This is a genomic window from Telluria sp. B2, from assembly GCF_051789535.1.
Classification (GTDB): Bacteria; Pseudomonadota; Gammaproteobacteria; order Burkholderiales; family Burkholderiaceae_D; genus Telluria.
Map to the genome: position 1 here is coordinate 3,322,041 of NZ_CP196525.1, position 16,440 is coordinate 3,338,480.

The window sequence follows — 16,440 nt, forward strand, 5'->3', positions numbered from 1 at the left end:
GTTGCTTTGTGGGCAATGGAATGTTCTAATTTGCTTATTATTAGTCTTTCTTCCCACCATGAGCCAGATCAGCCTGCGACACCTGCACGCTTTCCGTGTCGTCGCCGCCACCGGCGGCATCCGCCGCTCCTCCCTGTCCCTGTTCCGCGCCTCGTCCGCCGTGACGCGGTCGGTTGCGACGCTGGAGGAACAGCTCCAGGTCCAGCTGTTCGAGCGCAAAGGCAGCGGAATGTTATTGACCGCTGCCGGCGAAGTGGTGCGGCTGCGCGCCGACCGCATCGATGCCGAGTTCCAGGCGGTTCGCGACGACGCCCTGCGCGCCCAGGACAAGCACGGCCGCAAGGTCGGCGGCATCGAAGCGCTTCTCAACGAGCGCCGCCTGCAGGCCGCGGCCCTTCTGGCGGAGGTGCACCACATGCCGACCGTCGCCCACACGATGGGCACTTCGCAGGCGGCAGTGAGCCAGGCCATCTCGCGGCTGGAAGACATGCTCGGCCAGCCCCTGTTCCTGCGCACCGCGCACGGCATGCTCCCGACCGATGCCGGCCGCAAGTGGATCGAGCGCTTCGAACGCGCGCTGGCCGAATTGCGCCACATTCCGGAAGATGTCGCCGCACTGGCCGGGGTGGTCGAGGGCACGGTAACGATCGGCGCACTGCCTCTGGCGCGCGCGCAGCTGCTGCCGCTGGCCATCACCTCGGTGCTGCAGCGCCACCCTCGCCTGCATGTGAGTTCCCTGGAAAGCCCCTACGGCGAACTCACCGCCGGACTGCTGAGCGGGCGCATCGATTTCATCGTCGGCGCGCTGCGCAACGCCCCCGGCGAAGCCTTCAGCGCGCGCGCCCTGTTCGAGGACAGGCCGGCCCTGGTGGCGCGCGCCGGACATCCGCTCGCCAATAAGGAGAAGCTGTGCATGGCCGACCTGCAAGGCTATCCCTGGGTTCTGTCGCGTCCGGGCGCGCCCTTGCGCGAGTCGCTCGGGCAGTTCTTTCACAAGCATGGCGTGGCGCCTCCGCAGCCTGCCGTGGAGACCGGCGACCTGGCCCTGCTGCGCGGTCTCCTGATCTCGAGCGACATGCTGACCGTCCTGTCCGCCCACCAGCTGCATTACGAGGTAGCGACGTCCCAGCTGGCGGTTCTGCCTTTCGACATGCCTGGACTTGAACGATCGATTGGCATCATGACGCGCAAGGGCGCGCACCTGGCGCCCGGCGCCCGTGTCCTGCTCGATGAAATGGAAACCATCAGTGCGCGCTGGGCAACTACTCTGGCACCAACACCTCGATAAGCAGATAGCAACGCTGCGCAACCCGAAAGCAATACCTGAGGGAGAGTAAAAACCTATACTCCGAATGCGGTATCACAGAAAGACATAAGGGTTATTCAGTTCCACGCTGCTGGTTCGGCAACATGAACACATCACCGGCGTGGAACGCCTGGCCCATGTTCGCATAGGAGACTTAATGAATACAGTACACACCCTTGATGTGCGGGCGCACATCAACAGCCGCCCGATGAGCGGCTACCAGTGGCTCTTGCTGGTGCTCTGCTTCCTCATCATCACCACCGACGGCATCGACGTCGCCATCATGGGCTTCCTGGCCCCAGCGATCACCAAGGAATGGGGCATCTCGCGCGCCGCGTTCGGCGTGGTCATGAGCGCGGCTCCCATCGGCCTGGCGATCGGCGCCCTGCTCATTGGTCCGCTGTCGGACCGCTATGGCCGCAAGAAGCTCCTGATGGGCGCGGTCGCCTGGTTCGGTACCTTCAGCATCCTGTGTTCGCTCGCAAACGACGTGGTCACGCTGTCGCTGCTGCGCTTCCTGACCGGCCTTGGCCTGGGCGCGGCGATGCCCAACACGACCACGCTGTTATCGGAGTACATTCCGGAGAAGTCGCGGGGCACCCTGCTCGCCGTCATGTTCACGGGCTTCAATCTCGGCTCGGCACTGGTCGGCTTCGGCGCGGCCGCGATCCTGCCTGATTACGGGTGGCGCAATGTCCTCCTTGCCGGCGGTCTGATCCCGCTGGTCTGCTTGCCCTTCTACCTCTGGCTGGTGCCCGAGTCGGTCCGCTTCCTGGTCGTGCGCAAATATCCATCGGAACGCATTGCGCGCACGCTTCGACGCGTCGTCGGCTCCGACGTCCCCGCTGCCACCAGGTTTACGATCAGCGAACAGACCGTGCAGGGCGCACCGACCAGGGCGTTGCTGTCGCCGGATTACCGGAAGATCACCTTGTCGCTGTGGGCGACCTATTTCATGGGCCTGATGGTGATCTACCTGCTCAGCGGCTGGCTGCCCACGCTGATCAAGGACGCTGGCCTGCCGATCGAACGCGCTGCGAATCTTACCGCCCTGTTCCAGCTCGGCGGCACCGTCGGCGCCCTGGTGGTCGGCTACCTGATGGACCGCTGGACCCCGAACAAAGTGATCGCTTTCGCTTATATCGGTGGCGCCGCCTTCATCCTGTTGCTCGCCTCCGGCTCGGTCGAATCGTCGATGTTTGCCGCCTTCGTGCTCCTGGCGGGCTTCTGCATGAGCGGCGCCCAGACGGGACTGAACGCCTTCGCCCCATCCTGCTACCCGACCGCAGTGCGCGCTACCGGCGTGAGCTGGATGCAGGGCATGGGCCGCTTCGGCAGCATTTTCGGCTCGTTCGCCGGCGGCGTGATGCTGTCGATGGGTTGGGGCTTCAGTGCAGTGATCGCGATCCTTGCCATCCCTGCCACGATTGCCGCGCTCTCGATCGTCTTCACCAGGCTCGCGCCACGCAAGCTCGCTGCGGCCTAAACACACTGGAATCCAAGGAATTATCATGGCAAAAATTATTGGCGCGATTGCTTCATCCCACACCCCGACCATCGGCTTCGCGATGGACGCCAACAAGCAGAACGACGCCGTCTGGGCGCCGATCTTCGCAGCGTTCGAGCCGGTAAAACAGTGGCTGGTGGAGAAGAAGCCAGACGTCCTGCTGATGATCTACAACGATCACGTGACGTCCTTCTTCTTCGACCATTACTCGGCGTTTGCCCTGGGTATCGGAGAGCAGTATCGCGTCGCCGACGAGGGCGGCGGCGCGCGCGACCTGCCGCCGGTGGGTGGCCATGCGGCGCTGGCACGCCATATCGGCCAGTCCCTGATGGCCGACGAGTTCGACATGTCCTTCTTCCAGGACAAGCCGCTCGACCATGGCTGCTTCTCGCCGCTGTCGATCATGTGGCCACACCAGAAAGACGTTCCCGAGGGTCAGGGACACTGGCCGGGCGCGATCGTGCCGCTGCAGTGCGGCGTGTTGCAGTTCCCGGTGCCGTCGGCGCGCCGCTGCTTCAAGCTGGGCCAGGGCCTGCGTCGCGCGATCGAGAGCTATCCGGAAGACCTGAACGTGGCCATCGTCGCGACCGGCGGCCTGTCGCACCAGGTCCACGGCGAGCGCTGCGGCTTCAATAACACGACGTGGGACCAGCAGTTCCTGGACCTGTTCGAAAAGGACCCGGAAGTCGTCCTGAACATGACCCAGGCCGACCTCGCCCGTCTTGGCGGCTGGGAAAGCGCCGAAATCATCATGTGGATGGTGATGCGCGGCGCCATGCCGGCCAGGATCAAGTGCCTGCACCGTGAGTACTACCTCCCTTCGATGACGGGCATCGCGGTCGCGCTGTACGAAAGCGAGGTGGCGGTCGATCCCGCCTTCAATGCCACCGCGAACGAATTGCACCGCCAGCATATCGCGCACCAGACCAGGGGCGCGGAGGAGCTCGAGGGCACTTATCCGTTCACGCTGCAGCGCAGTGTCGACGGCTACCGTATCAACAAGTACCTGCACCAGTTGATCCAGCCTGCCTTCCGCGAACGCTTCCTGGCCGATCCCGAGGCGACCTACGACGAGGCCGGCCTGCTGCCCGAGGAACGCGACATGATCGCGCGGCGCGACTGGCAGGCCATGATCCGCTACGGCGTCATCTTCTTCCTGCTGGAGAAACTCGGCGCCGTCGTCGGCGTATCGAACCTGCATATCTATGCCGCGATGCGTGGCCAGTCGCTGGAAGACTTCCAGAAAACGCGCAACACGAAAGCCCTGTATTCGGTCGCCGGCGCCGCGGCCTCGGCCGCCACCGACTGGAACCAGCAGAAAACCTGATCCCGCCGCACCTGCCTCACCATCGTTGTACCCCGGGGAGCCCTCCGCCAGAAGAGGGCCGCCGGGGCTGCCATGCCCAATGACCAACCATAGGAGACGAAGCATGCAACGACCGTTCCAACGTGGCGCCACCGCCCTCGCCATCGCGACCCTGTGCGGCAGCGCCGCTGCGGCCCAGCCCCTCAGCCTGAAGAACACCCCTTCGTGCGCCAGCCTCGCCGGCATGGCGATCCCGGCTTCGCGCATCGATCTGCCGACCCGCGGCGCCACCGTGAACGAAGCCATCCCTACCGTCGACATCGATACTGCCGGCGCAAGACGCGACTACTGCAAGGTCACCGGCGTCATCCATTCGGTCGACCCGAATGCCGCCCCGATCCGGTTCCAGCTCAACCTGCCCACGCGCTGGAACGAGCGTGTGCTGCAGATGGGCGGGGGCGGCACCGACGGTACGGTCGTGACCGGCCTTGGCAGCTACGTGGCGCAACCTGCCACCGACCCGACGGCGCTGGCGAAGGGTTTCGTCACCCTGGGCAGCGATTCGGGCCATAACGCCGACAACGATCCCCCTTTTGACACCCGTTTCGCGCTGAACCAGGAACAGCTGCTCAACTTCGGCCAGCTGCAGGTCAAGAAGACGCTGGATACGGCCCAGGCCGTGATCAAGGCCTACTATCGCAAAAAGCCGCGCTACGTCTACTTCGCCGGCGGTTCGCAAGGCGGCCACGAGGCCTTCGACGCGGCCCAACGCTATCCGGAAGATTATGACGGGGTGATTGCGCAATACCCGGCCTACAACATCATCAACATGCACCTCGGCTCGCAGGCCCAGGCGCAGGCGATCTACGGCAGGCAGTCCGGCGTGCCGAGCGTGGCGTGGATGAACCCAGGCAAGGTGGCGACGCTGGTCAAGGCCGTGGCCGACACCTGCGACAAGCTCGACGGCGCGGTCGACGGCATCATCGGCAATGTCAGAGCCTGCAACGCCGCCTTTACCATCGATACCGTGAAAGCCACGTTGCGCTGCAAGGACGGGCTGGATACCGGGAACAGCTGCCTGTCCGACGCCCAGATCGGCGCCGTGGCGAAAATCGATTCGCCGGTCCAGTTCGATTTCGCCTTTGCCAGCGGCTCGCGCAGCTATCCGCACTGGCCCATCCTGGAAGGCGCGACCTTCCTGAACAACCACCTTGGCCGCACGAATACCGCCCAGAACCCGCCCGTCGTCCCGTTCGACCCGGTGAATGGTTCGGCCTTCCAGCTGCTGCCGGCGGCCGGCACCATCAAAGGCATCGTCACCCGTGACTTCACGACCGACGCGCTTGCCTTCGACGCGAATGCCTGGGTGCCGCGCATCCAGCAGGTTTCCAGCTGGACGGAAGCGACGAGCACCAACCTCGAGCGCTTCCGCCGCAGGGGTGGCAAGATGCTGATGACCCATGGAACCATCGACGACTCCATCACCCCGCACAATACGAGCGCCTACTACGAGAAGCTGGTGGCGGCGAACGGCCAGGCCAAGGTGGATGATTTCGTTCGGTTCTACCTGATCCCCGGCTTCGGTCACGGCGACGGGATCTTCCGCGCCCGCTGGGATTCGCTCGGTGTGCTGCAGGCCTGGGTGGAGCAGGGCCGCGCCCCGCGCGACCTGGTCGCCCTCGACGGCAATACCGGCACACCGGGCGCCGGCCGCACCCGCCCGCTATGCGTCTACCCGGCTTACCCGAAATACAAGGGTCATGGCGACGTGAATTCTGCCGGCAGCTTCAGCTGCGCGCAGCCTTGACGCCACGAGCGCCAGCGTGAGGAAGCGGCAGCAGGAAGACGCCCCCCTGCTATTCCCCTGTCGGCGGCTTCCATGGCGGCCCTGACCCGGCCGCCATAGACGGGAGCTCCGACATCGTTTTCGAGGTCGCTGGATGTGCGTACGTGAGCGACTGCGCAACCGAAGCTTTCCGTGCCGCCGTTGCTTAGTGATTCGCGCGGCAATACGTCAAGGCACGAGATTTCGTTAGGGTGAGCCTCTGGAATCAGGAGCTCCAACGGAGACAATGATGAGCGTTATCCACAAATCGAGCGCCACACCGCGGCGGTCAGCCCAGAACGTCCAACGCTTGCTTTATTTGATAGATCAGCTCCAGACGCGCGATATCGGATATGCCGGTGCTGCGGAGCTTCTACGTTGCTCCCGGTCCCGCGCGCGTCAATACCTGCACGAGTTACTGAGCAATCACATCATCCTTAACATCCCACGTATGATGGCGCAGGATTCTCCCGACGAGCGAGGATTCTGCCTCAATCCACAACAGGCAATCGTGCGGCGCTTTGTCGCCGAACTTCGTGGGCAGGCTGGTTCAGCAGCTTCGCCCAGGAATGCCGTGGCACGCGAGCACAGCAGCCCCGTCGAGCCGACTCAACGCGACGTCTGGCGGGACCCGCTCATCGTTGCGCTGTTCGGGCCGGCCCCAGGACGCTCCGCTTGAAGAAGCAGCCTGAAAAACACCCAAGCAAAAAAAGAGCCGGCAGCTTTCGCTCCGGCTCTCTTTACGCCGCTGATTTCTCAGCTGAATTCTGGTGGGAAGTGCAAGTTTCGAACTTGCGACCCCTGCAGTGTGAATGCAGTGCTCTACCCCTGAGCTAACCTCCCTGACAACGAGGAGTATTATGCCAAAAACTTTCTCCAACGTCAAACTATCGGCGAATATTTTCTCCAAACACATTCGCCCTTGACGCCCTTGTCGAGGCCGGCCAGCAGTTCCTCGTGCGCGGCCAGCTCCTCGCCCGATGCCTGGACCACGATGATCTCGCCCAGCGGCACGGCGTCGAGCAGCACGCCGGCCCCCGTCTCTTCCGGCTCGACATCCATCGACAGCGAATTTTGCCCGCGCGTCATCGCAAGGTAAACGTCGGCCAGCAACTCCGAGTCCAGCAGCGCGCCGTGCAGCTTGCGGTGGGCGTTGGAGACGCCGTAGCGGTCGCAGAGCGCATCCAGCGAGTTGCGCTTACCCGGATGCATTTCCTTCGCGAAAACCAGGGTGTCGATGATGGCACCGCAGTGGTCGACGAAAGGCGGCAGGCCGAGGCGCTGGAATTCGTGGTTCAGGAAGCCCAGGTCGAAAGGCGCGTTGTGGATGATGATGTCGGCGCCCTTTACGTACTCGCGCAGTTCCTCGACGATCTCGTGGAATTTCGGCTTGTCGCTCAGGAACTCGGTCGTCAGACCGTGGACCGCGAGCGCGGCCTCGTCGGAGTCTCGCTCGGGATTGATGTAGCGGTGGAAGTTGTTGCCAGTCAGCGTACGGTTGACCAGCTCGACGCAACCGATTTCGATGATGCGGTCGCCAGTGCGGGGATTAAGACCTGTGGTTTCGGTATCGAGAACGATCTGGCGCATGGAGAATACTGATGAGTTGAGGCAAGACGGCAGTATATCTCAAGCGGGCTGTTCTAATGGAAGCTCGAGAATCCGTAGCGAGCAAAAAGGAGTGCTGGTCGAGGAGCAGAGCTGTACTTTAGTACAGCGAGCACCGCAGACCGGCAATCCGACGCGCAGTAGGTTTATCGGGCTTCCATCAACGACGTCCCAGCGCCACACCCTTGTTGGCCAGCACGTCCGCGCGCTCATTACCCGGATGGCCGTTGTGCCCGCGCACCCAGCGCCATTCGACGGTGTGCTGCTGCTGGGCCAGGTCGAGCGCCTTCCACAAGTCGTCGTTCTTGACCGGCTCCTTCGACGCGGTTTTCCAGCCGCGCGCCTTCCAGCCGTGGATCCACTCCGAGATCCCCTTCTGTACATACTGGCTGTCGGTATGCAATACCACTTCGCAAGGCCGGTTCAGGGCGCTGAGCGCCTCGATCACCGCCTTCAGTTCCATGCGGTTGTTGGTGGTATTGGCTTCGCCGCCATAGATTTCCTTCTCGTGGCCGTCGGCCATGAGCAAGGCACCCCAACCGCCGGCGCCGGGATTGCCCTTGCAGGCGCCATCGGTAAAAATTTCCACTTTCGTCATGCCGCCTGTCTTTCCGCTTTCTCGTTCATTCTCTGTTGGTTGCCGGGACCGCCTGCCGGGCCCGGCTTGATTTCTTGTTCCACGCCGGCCCGATCAGGTGCATGCCCTTGACCCGCTTGATCGCATGCACGACGTAGACGGCGCCAAGGTAAGGCCACCAGCGCTGGCCTGCGCCTTCCATCATGGCGAAGCGCTGCAGCCACTGGGCGGTACGAAACGGTGGTGCGTAGCAGCCGAAATGGCTGTTGCTGACGCCAAGATTGAGCAATTTTAACCAGTCTTTCAGGCGCGGCATAGAGATGAACTCGCCTGCGGCCGGCAGGTAGCCGCCGCTGGTGAAGCGCCCGAAGCCCTGGCGCATGCCCCAGAGACTTGCGGGATTGAAGCCGCAGATGATCACCTGCCCTTCCGGGATCAGCACGCGCTCGACCTCGCGCAGGACCTGGTGGGGCTCGGCCGCGAACTCGAGCACGTGCGGCAGCACGACCAGGTCCAGGCTCTGCGAGGCGAAGGGCAGATCGGCGAAATCCAGCGCGACGGCAATCTGCTTGCCGCTCGCGGCGAACGCGAGTTCGTCCGCGGTCGAGGTGCGCGTGGCCGCCTGCCACTTGTTGGGCATGCGGTTGGCGGCAAGCGCGTCGATCTGCGGCACGCCGATCTGCACCGCGTTGAAGCCGAAGATGTCGGCCGTCAGCTCGTCCAGGCAGGCCTGCTCGAAGGCACGCACGTAGGCCCCCGCCGGCGAAAGCAGCCATTCGTCGAGCGCTATAATGGATTTTTCGGAAGCAGCGCTATCCATGCCTACCCTCTATTGAAACCATGACCAATCCGCTCCCAGGCGTCGCGAGCGACGCGCCCCGCAATGATTTGAGTGTCCTGACCGTGCCCGCGTTCAAGGATAATTACCTCTGGCTGATCCACGACGGCGCGCACGCGGCCGTGGTCGATCCGGGCGACAGCGGCCCCATCCTGGAGGCACTCGCCACGCATGGATTGACCCTTACCGCCATTCTACTCACCCATCACCATGCTGACCACACGGGCGGCGTGCCGGCGCTGCTGGCGCGTTTCCCGGTGCCGGTCCATGGGCCGCGCAACGACCGCATCGATGCCGTCACCCATCCGCTGGACGAGGGCGACCGCGTCACCTTGCCGGGACTCGGCCTGGAACTGGAGGTGCTCGAGGTGCCGGGGCATACGCTGGGCCACATCGCCTACGTGCGGCGCACGCCCGGCCAGCGCTGGCTGTTCTGCGGCGACACCCTGTTCGCGGGCGGCTGCGGCCGCCTGTTCGAGGGCACGCCCGAGCAGATGGCGGCCTCGCTGGAGAAGCTCGCCGCCCTGCCCGAGGATACGCAAGTGTATTGCGCGCACGAGTACACGCTGTCGAACCTGCGCTTCGCCCAGGCTGTGGAGCCCGGCAATAAAGCACTGGCGCTGCGCATGCGCGACGAAGGCGCGAAGCGCGCAGTTGATGTGCCGACCGTGCCGAGCAGCATCGGCCTGGAGCGGCGCACCAATCCGTTCCTGCGTTATCGGGAGCCGGCGATCGTCGCTGAGCTCGTCAAGGCCGGCAGACTCGCCGAAGGTGCGACGCCCGTGCAGGCCTTTGCGGCGCTGCGGGAGTGGAAGAACGTGTTCTGAACTGGCGGGACTTGCGTCGCTACCGCCTGTCCCGCCGAGCGGCGCTTCATCTACTGACAGCAATGGAGACGTAGGGTGGGCGCCCTGTGCCCACCGGACTCACCGACGTCTGTTGAACTGGTGGGCACAGGGCGCCCACCCTACAATACGTTCGAACAGCGCTGCGGCGCTTGCGGGGACTGAACGCGTGGACGGCAAAGCCGTCCACCCTACTGGTCTTTAAATTTCCTCGTACAGCGGCAGCGTCAGGAATTCCGCGAACTGTTCCGAGGTCGACATTTCTTCGAAGATCTCGGCGGCACGCGCATAGCTCGGGTTGTCGCCGTTCGGCGCCACGCCCTTCACCTTGGCCAGTTCTTCCGGAATCATTGCGCGGACCATCTCGGCGGTGACCTTTCGGCCGTCTTCCAGCACGCCCTTCGGCGAGCGGATCCACTGCCAGACCTGGGAACGGCTGATCTCGGCGGTGGCGGCGTCTTCCATCAGGTTGTGGATCGGCACGCAGCCATTGCCGGCCAGCCAGGCGCCCAGGTAGTGGATGCCGACGTTGATGTTGTAGCGCAGGCCCTCTTCCGTGATCGGCGCTTCCGGCTTGAAATCGAGCAGCTGGGCGGCCGTGACTTCGACGTCCGGACGCTGCTTCTCGATCTGGTTCGGCTTGTCGCCCAGCACCTTCTTGAACTCCGTCATCGCCGGCTCGACCAGGCCCGGGTGAGCCACCCAGCCGCCGTCGTAACCATCGGTCGCATCGCGCGCCTTGTCGTTGCGCACGCCGGCCATCGCGATCTCGTTCTTCTCCGGATCGGTCTTGATCGGGATCAGGGCCGACATGCCGCCGATCGCCGGCGCGCCGCGCTTGTGGCAGGTCTTCAGCAGCAGCAGTGCATAGGCGCGCATGAAGGGGGCGGTCATCGTCACCTTCGGACGGTCGGCCAGGCAGAAGTCCTTGTCATTCTTGAACTTCTTGATGCACGAGAAGATGTAATCCCAACGGCCCGCGTTCAGGCCGGCGCTGTGTTCGCGCAGTTCGTACAGGATCTCGTCCATCTCGAAGGCGGCCACGATGGTTTCGATCAGCACGGTGGCCTTGATGGTGCCGCGCGGCAGGCCGAGCGCTTCCTGGGTGGCGATGAAGATGTCGTTCCACAGGCGCGCTTCCAGGTGCGACTCCATCTTCGGCAGGTAGAAGTAGGGGCCGGCGCCGCGCGCCAGTTGTTCCTTGGCGTTGTGGAACATGAAGAGCGCGAAGTCGAAGATGCCGCCCGAGATACGCTTGCCGTCGACCAGCACGTGCTTCTCGTCCAGGTGCCAGCCGCGCGGACGCACGACCAGGGTGGCCACCTTGTCGTTGAGCTTGTACGACTTGCCGTTCTGCTCCAGCGAGATCGTGCGGCGCACCGCATCGCGCATGTTGATCTGGCCGGTGATCTGGTTGTCCCAGTTCGGCGTGTTCGAATCCTCGAAGTCGGTCATGTAGCTGTCCGCGCCCGAGTTCAGGGCGTTGATGACCATCTTGCGCTCGACCGGACCGGTGATCTCGACGCGGCGGCATTCCAGCGCGGCCGGGATCGGAGCAATCTTCCAATCGCCATTGCGGATGTGGGCGGTCTCGGGCAGGAAGTCCGGACGCTCACCCGCGTCCAGGCGGCGTGCACGCTCGACGCGGGCAGCCAGCAGTTCCTGGCGGCGCGGTTCGAACTGGCGCGTCAGCTTCGCTACCAGTTCCAGGGCTTCCGGGGTCAGGATCTGTTCGTAGCCAGGCTTGATGTCGGCACGAATCTCCAGGCCGGTTGGGGTGGCGATGGTCATTGCAATACTCCTCGATGTGAAAAATGCAGAGCGGTCAGGCAGCGGGCCCGGATGCGACAGGCGCAGGTTGACCGGGGCCAGCTTGGCGTTTGTCATATCATCAAGTATATTCACATATTAGTACTTAAACGATACATTTATTCATATCATCTGTGCGTTTTTGTCACAGATAGCAGGGAGCATATGGGCAAGTTCAGGGAAATCTCCACCTTCGTCGAGGTCGTGGCGCGCGGCAGCCTGTCGGCCGCGGCGCGCGCCGAGGGGATCGCGCCGGCCATGATCGGCCGCCGGCTCGACGCCCTGGAAGCACGCCTGGGCGTCAAGCTGCTCCAGCGCACCACGCGCCGCCTCGCCCTGACCGACGAGGGCGCGGCCTTCCTCGAGGACTGCCAGCGCATCCTCGGCGAACTCGAGGAAGCCGAGAGCGCGGTTTCCGAGCGCAGCGCCAACGCCCGCGGCCACCTGCTGGTCTCGGCGCCGGCAGGCTTCGGGCGCCAGCACGTCGCGCCCCTGCTTCCTTCCTTCCTGGCCGAACACCGCGAGCTCACCGTCAACCTGAACCTGAACGACCGCCTGGTCGACGTCATCGGCGAAGGGGTCGACGTCGCGATCCGCATCGCCAGCCTGGGCGATTCGAGCCTGGTCGGCGTGAAGCTAGCGGACAATCACCGGGTGGTGGTGGCCGCGCCCAGCTACCTGAAGCGCCATGGCACGCCGCAGCGGCCGGCCGACCTGGCGCGCCACAACTGCCTGGCCATCAGCAGCGAGGGCAGCCAGCGCGGCTGGACCTTCCGCGAAGGCGGCAAGACCGTGACCATGAAGGTGGCCGGGAACATGGGGTGCAACGACGGGACCGTGCTGCATGAGTGGGCGCTGGGCGGAAAAGGCCTGGCCTGGCGTTCGATGTGGGAAGTCGGCGCCCAGATCGAATCCGGCGAGCTGGTCACCGTGCTGGACGATTTCGCGGCCCCGGGCAACGACATCTACGCGGTGTTCGCCCAGCGCCGCCACCTGCCCTTGCGCATCCGCGCCTTTGTCGACTTCCTGCGCCACGCCTACGCCCAACCGGACTACTGGCGGCGCTGAGCGGCGCCTGCGGGGCGCATGCAGGGGCAGGCGCGCAAAACCGACAGACGAAAAAAATCCCCGGCATGCCGAGGATTTTTTCATCGTGATACAGCGGCTGAAATTACAGCGGCTGGATGTTCGATGCTTGTTTGCCCTTCGGACCCGAGGTCACGTCGAAGGAGACGCGCTGGTTCTCTTGCAGGGACTTGAAGCCTTGGCTCTGGATAGCCGAGAAGTGAGCGAACAGATCTTCGCCGCCTTCGTCAGGGGTGATGAAGCCGAAGCCCTTCGAGTCATTGAACCATTTAACGATGCCAGTTGCCATTACAATTTCCTATTTCAGTTAAGTGGGCTTACGCCCGTTTATGATCGTTTGAAGAAGCAAGAAAGAAATGACAGACAGACTGCACTACTACCTCGAACCCAACGATCCCGTATTATACCGAATAAAACGCTTGTCACGCGGTTTTCGCAAAATAAAAAAAACGAATCGCTTAACAATGCCGGAAACCAACTTTTACGCCGGTGTTTTTGTTTCGGCAGTAGGAAGAATATAGGACATCGAAGGTCTGGAAGTTTGCGCTGGATCAAACGGCTCGACGCTAGACTTTTGGACTACGGCACTATCGAAAAAGCCGAGCTGTGATAACCGGGAGACGGCGCCAGCCCTGCTTCGACGAAGCATCCGAGCGCGCCGAGCCAGGCGCTCCAGTCGTCCTCGCCGACCGTCTCGAAGGCGGTCAGCACGCCCAGGCGCTGCTCCAGCAGGCGCGCGCCCTGCCCCAGCTCGCGAAAGCCGAAGGTGACGGCGGCGCCTGCCAGCGTATGCAGCAGCGACTGCAGCTCGGCCACCAGGGCCGGCACCGGGGCCCCGGGAACGAGCTCGTCGCCCGCTGCCGCCAGTTGCGCGAGCGTGGCAGGCAAGCCGGCGCGAAACCGTTCGTTGGCACTGGTAAGCCGCGCAAAAAAGGCGGAGTCAACCGGGCCGGCCATTCCTTACTTCGTACCGAAGATGCGGTCGCCGGCGTCACCCAGGCCCGGCACGATGTAGGCGTGGTCGTCCAGGTGCGAGTCGAGCGAGGCGACATACAGCTTGACGTTCGGGTGCGCGTCCTGGACCACCTTGACGCCTTCGGGCGCGGCGACCAGGGCCAGGAACAGGATCTGCTCGTCGGCGACGCCGCGCTTTTTCAGCACGTCGATCGCGTGCACGGCCGAGTTGCCGGTTGCAACCATCGGATCGCACAGGATGAAGGTGCGGTCGGTGACGTCCGGCAGGCGCACCAGGTATTCGACCGGCTCGTGGGTCTGCGGGTCGCGGAACACGCCGATGTGGCCGACGCGGGCCGACGGCACCAGCTCCAGCAGGCCGTCGCTCATGCCGATGCCGGCGCGCAGGATCGGCACGATGGCCAGCTTCTTGCCGGCGATCACTGGCGCGTCGATCGTCACCAGCGGGGTCTGGACCGGACGCGTGGTCAGCGGCAGATCGCGCGTGATCTCGTAGCCCATCAGCAACGTGATCTCCTTGAGCAGCTCGCGGAAGGTGCGGGTCGAGGTGTCATGCTCGCGCATGTGCGACAGCTTGTGCTGGATCAGCGGGTGGTTCAGGATGTAGAGACTGGGAAAGCGCGGATCTTGTTTCATTATCGACATGTAGATGTTCTGTGGTTGAGGCTCGTATCCCGCCATTATCCCAGTCGCGGGCCGGTTTGTCCCGCCCCGGCATGGAAATTTCCGCCTATGCCAGGAGTGCCCGGCCCAGGATCGCCTCGAAGTCGAGCCCGGCCGGCAGGCGTCCGAAGGCGCCGCCGACGTCCTGGGCAATGCGCGAGGCGACGAATGCCTCGGCCACGAAAGGCGGCGCGTGGCGCAGCAGCAGCGCGCCCTGGACCGCGATCACCAGATGCTCGGCCAGGCGTCGCACGCTGCTCTCGTCGGCACTGACCAGCTCCTCGCCCAGGCGCGCGGCAAAGGCCGCGAAGCGCCCGTCCATCTGCGCCGCCGGCATCAGTTCCGCTTCCAGCGCCGCGCGCGCTTCCTGCGGCGCCCTGGCCAGCGCGCGCAGCACGTCCAGGCACATCACGTTGCCGGAACCCTCCCAGATCGAGTTGACCGGAAATTCGCGGTAGAGGCGCGCCAGCGGGCCGTCCTCGACATAGCCGTTGCCGCCCATGACTTCCATCGCCTCGGCGCCGAAGGCCGGTCCGCGCTTGCACAGCCAGTACTTGCCCGCGGGGGTGAGCAGGCGCCCGAGCGCGCTTTCCAGCGGGTCGTCCGGGCGGTCGAAGCAGCGCGCCAGGCGCAGCGCAAAGGCGGTCGCCGCCTCCGACTCGATGGCGAGGTCGGCCAGCACGTTCTGCATCAGCGGCTGCTGCGCCAGGGGCCGGCCGAAGGCGGCGCGTCCGCGCGCGTGGTGCAGCGCATGGCACAGGGCGGCGCGCATGATGCCGGCGGTGCCGACCACGCAATCGAGGCGGGTATGGCTGCCCATTTCGAGGATGGTCGGGATGCCGCGTCCGATGGCGCCGACCAGCCAGCCGACCGCGCCGCAGAACTCCACCTCGGACGAGGCGTTCGAGCGGTTGCCCAGCTTGTCCTTCAGGCGCTGCACGCGGATCGCGTTGCGGCTGCCGTCGGGCAGGTAGCGGGGAACGAAAAAGCAGGACAATCCGGCACTTCCACCTGTGCCAGCTGAGTCGTCGGTCTGGGCCAGCACCAGGTGGGCGTCGCACTGCGGCGCCGAGAAGAACCACTTGTGGCCGACGATCTGCCAGGCGCCCTCGCCCTCTTCGCCGAAACGCGCACGCGCTTCGCCGGGCGCGATCCCGGTGGCGCGCGTGGTGTTGGCGCGCACGTCGGTGCCACCCTGCTTCTCGGTCATGCCCATCCCGACCAGGGCGCCGCGCTTCTGCTCGACCGGCAGCGAGCGCGGGTCGTATTCGCGCGACAGGATCTTCGGCAGCCATTTCGCCGCAATGCGCTCGTTGCGGCGCAGCGCCGGCACCGAGGCGTAGGTCATGGTCACCGGGCACTGCGCGCCGTTCTCGACCTGGCCGAACATCAGGTAGGCCGCCGCCCGCGCGACCTGGGCGCCCGGGCGCGGATCGGCCCAGGGGCTGGCGTGGGCCCCGGCCTCGATCATCAGCGTCATCAGCTGGTGCCAGGCAGGATGGAATTCGATCTCGTCGATGCGGCGCCCGCTGCGGTCAAAGCTCTGCAGACGCGGGCCGTTGGCGTTGGCCACGCGCGCCAGGTCGAGGATCTCGAAGCGTCCCAGGCGCTCGCCCAGGGCGGAAAGTTCGTCGGCAGCCCAGCCGCCGCCCTCGCGCGCCAGCCCTTCCTGCAGGGCAGGATCGCAGCGGAACAGGTTGACGTCGCCAAACGGCGTCGCCTGGTTGAACACCTCGTGCGTATCGAACTGGTTCATGCTGTCTCCCTGCCCCGGCGGGCCGTCCTGAGGTTTAATGTTGCAATAAAGCATCATTCGAAATGATCGTCCTTCCCCGGTGTCTCGCTGATCGGTAACAATGTCCGCCAGGCGAACCACCTGGCCGCCCGACTAGACGTTCCGGCAAGGTCTCGGGGGCATGGCGCAAGCTCGCAGACGGCACCCTGCCATGACGGGACGCCAGGAGGCCCGGGAGCTGTGCCAGGCACTCTTAGATCCTGTCCCAGTAGCCAGAAGTCGCTCCTGACGCGCCCGGCAAGCGTGGCCGGCGTTGCTTGTCGTTGCGTGGCTCGCCACGCGGCCTCCTCGCGCCTTGCC

At 64.6% G+C, this 16,440-nt stretch carries 15 protein-coding genes and 1 tRNA gene; 7 read left to right on the forward strand and 9 right to left on the reverse strand.

From position 1 onward, the window contains the following. The first annotated feature begins 58 nt into the window (after window positions 1-58). From ACSUZJ_RS14785 to ACSUZJ_RS14805, 5 genes are all read left to right on the forward strand, one after another. A complete protein-coding gene (locus ACSUZJ_RS14785; protein WP_499409358.1) occupies window positions 59-1,288 on the forward strand; it encodes a LysR family transcriptional regulator in 1,230 nt (409 codons plus the stop codon). 175 nt (window positions 1,289-1,463) lie between these two features. Then, window positions 1,464-2,792 (forward strand): MFS transporter, encoded by a 1,329-nt coding sequence (locus ACSUZJ_RS14790; RefSeq protein ID WP_499409360.1) that lies wholly within the window; start codon window positions 1,464-1,466, stop codon window positions 2,790-2,792. A gap of 25 nt (window positions 2,793-2,817) precedes the next feature. After that, the gene (locus ACSUZJ_RS14795; protein ID WP_499409362.1) at window positions 2,818-4,140 is read left to right on the forward strand and encodes a gallate dioxygenase; all 1,323 of its coding nucleotides are present in this window, start codon (window positions 2,818-2,820) and stop codon (window positions 4,138-4,140) included. 103 nt (window positions 4,141-4,243) lie between these two features. Then, window positions 4,244-5,926: a tannase/feruloyl esterase family alpha/beta hydrolase gene (locus tag ACSUZJ_RS14800; protein WP_499409364.1), complete on the forward strand. Its 1,683-nt coding sequence runs from the start codon at window positions 4,244-4,246 to the stop codon at window positions 5,924-5,926. A gap of 265 nt (window positions 5,927-6,191) precedes the next feature. Then, window positions 6,192-6,623 (forward strand): hypothetical protein, encoded by a 432-nt coding sequence (locus ACSUZJ_RS14805; protein ID WP_499409366.1) that lies wholly within the window; start codon window positions 6,192-6,194, stop codon window positions 6,621-6,623. Between the two features lie 89 nt (window positions 6,624-6,712). Here ACSUZJ_RS14805 and ACSUZJ_RS14810 read toward each other — a convergent pair. The 4 genes from ACSUZJ_RS14810 to ACSUZJ_RS14825 form a co-directional block, all read right to left on the reverse strand. Further along, window positions 6,713-6,787 (reverse strand) — tRNA-Val (locus tag ACSUZJ_RS14810). Window positions 6,788-6,826: 39 nt separating this feature from the next. Further along, a complete protein-coding gene (gene dnaQ / locus ACSUZJ_RS14815; RefSeq protein WP_499409368.1) occupies window positions 6,827-7,534 on the reverse strand; it encodes a DNA polymerase III subunit epsilon in 708 nt (235 codons plus the stop codon). Window positions 7,535-7,712: 178 nt separating this feature from the next. After that, on the reverse strand, window positions 7,713-8,150 hold the full coding sequence (gene rnhA / locus ACSUZJ_RS14820) for a ribonuclease HI (RefSeq protein WP_499409370.1): 438 nt from the start codon (window positions 8,148-8,150) through the stop codon (window positions 7,713-7,715). A gap of 25 nt (window positions 8,151-8,175) precedes the next feature. Beyond that, a complete protein-coding gene (locus ACSUZJ_RS14825; protein WP_499409372.1) occupies window positions 8,176-8,949 on the reverse strand; it encodes a class I SAM-dependent methyltransferase in 774 nt (257 codons plus the stop codon). Window positions 8,950-8,969: 20 nt separating this feature from the next. Between ACSUZJ_RS14825 and gloB the strand changes: the two genes are divergently transcribed. After that, the gene (gene gloB, locus ACSUZJ_RS14830) at window positions 8,970-9,794 is read left to right on the forward strand and encodes a hydroxyacylglutathione hydrolase (RefSeq protein ID WP_499409374.1); all 825 of its coding nucleotides are present in this window, start codon (window positions 8,970-8,972) and stop codon (window positions 9,792-9,794) included. Between the two features lie 219 nt (window positions 9,795-10,013). Here the strand turns inward: gloB and aceB are convergent, their stop codons facing one another. Continuing rightward, window positions 10,014-11,603: a malate synthase A gene (gene aceB / locus ACSUZJ_RS14835; protein WP_499409376.1), complete on the reverse strand. Its 1,590-nt coding sequence runs from the start codon at window positions 11,601-11,603 to the stop codon at window positions 10,014-10,016. 183 nt (window positions 11,604-11,786) lie between these two features. Here aceB and ACSUZJ_RS14840 point away from each other — a divergent pair, with 183 nt between their 5' ends. Continuing rightward, window positions 11,787-12,689: a LysR family transcriptional regulator gene (locus ACSUZJ_RS14840; RefSeq protein ID WP_499409378.1), complete on the forward strand. Its 903-nt coding sequence runs from the start codon at window positions 11,787-11,789 to the stop codon at window positions 12,687-12,689. 103 nt (window positions 12,690-12,792) lie between these two features. Here ACSUZJ_RS14840 and ACSUZJ_RS14845 read toward each other — a convergent pair whose 3' ends face one another. From ACSUZJ_RS14845 to ACSUZJ_RS14860, 4 genes are all read right to left on the reverse strand, one after another. Then, entirely contained in the window at window positions 12,793-12,996 is a 204-nt protein-coding gene (locus ACSUZJ_RS14845; protein ID WP_036166698.1) for a cold-shock protein, read from the reverse strand. A gap of 290 nt (window positions 12,997-13,286) precedes the next feature. Continuing rightward, window positions 13,287-13,595 carry an Hpt domain-containing protein gene (locus ACSUZJ_RS14850; RefSeq protein WP_499409380.1) on the reverse strand — a complete coding sequence of 103 codons (309 nt, stop codon included), beginning with the start codon at window positions 13,593-13,595 and terminating at the stop codon, window positions 13,287-13,289. Window positions 13,596-13,667: 72 nt separating this feature from the next. Further along, on the reverse strand, window positions 13,668-14,318 hold the full coding sequence (gene upp / locus ACSUZJ_RS14855) for a uracil phosphoribosyltransferase (RefSeq protein WP_499416554.1): 651 nt from the start codon (window positions 14,316-14,318) through the stop codon (window positions 13,668-13,670). Window positions 14,319-14,412: 94 nt separating this feature from the next. Continuing rightward, window positions 14,413-16,101: an isovaleryl-CoA dehydrogenase gene (locus ACSUZJ_RS14860; RefSeq protein ID WP_499409382.1), complete on the reverse strand. Its 1,689-nt coding sequence runs from the start codon at window positions 16,099-16,101 to the stop codon at window positions 14,413-14,415. Between the last annotated feature and the right edge of the window lie 339 nt (window positions 16,102-16,440).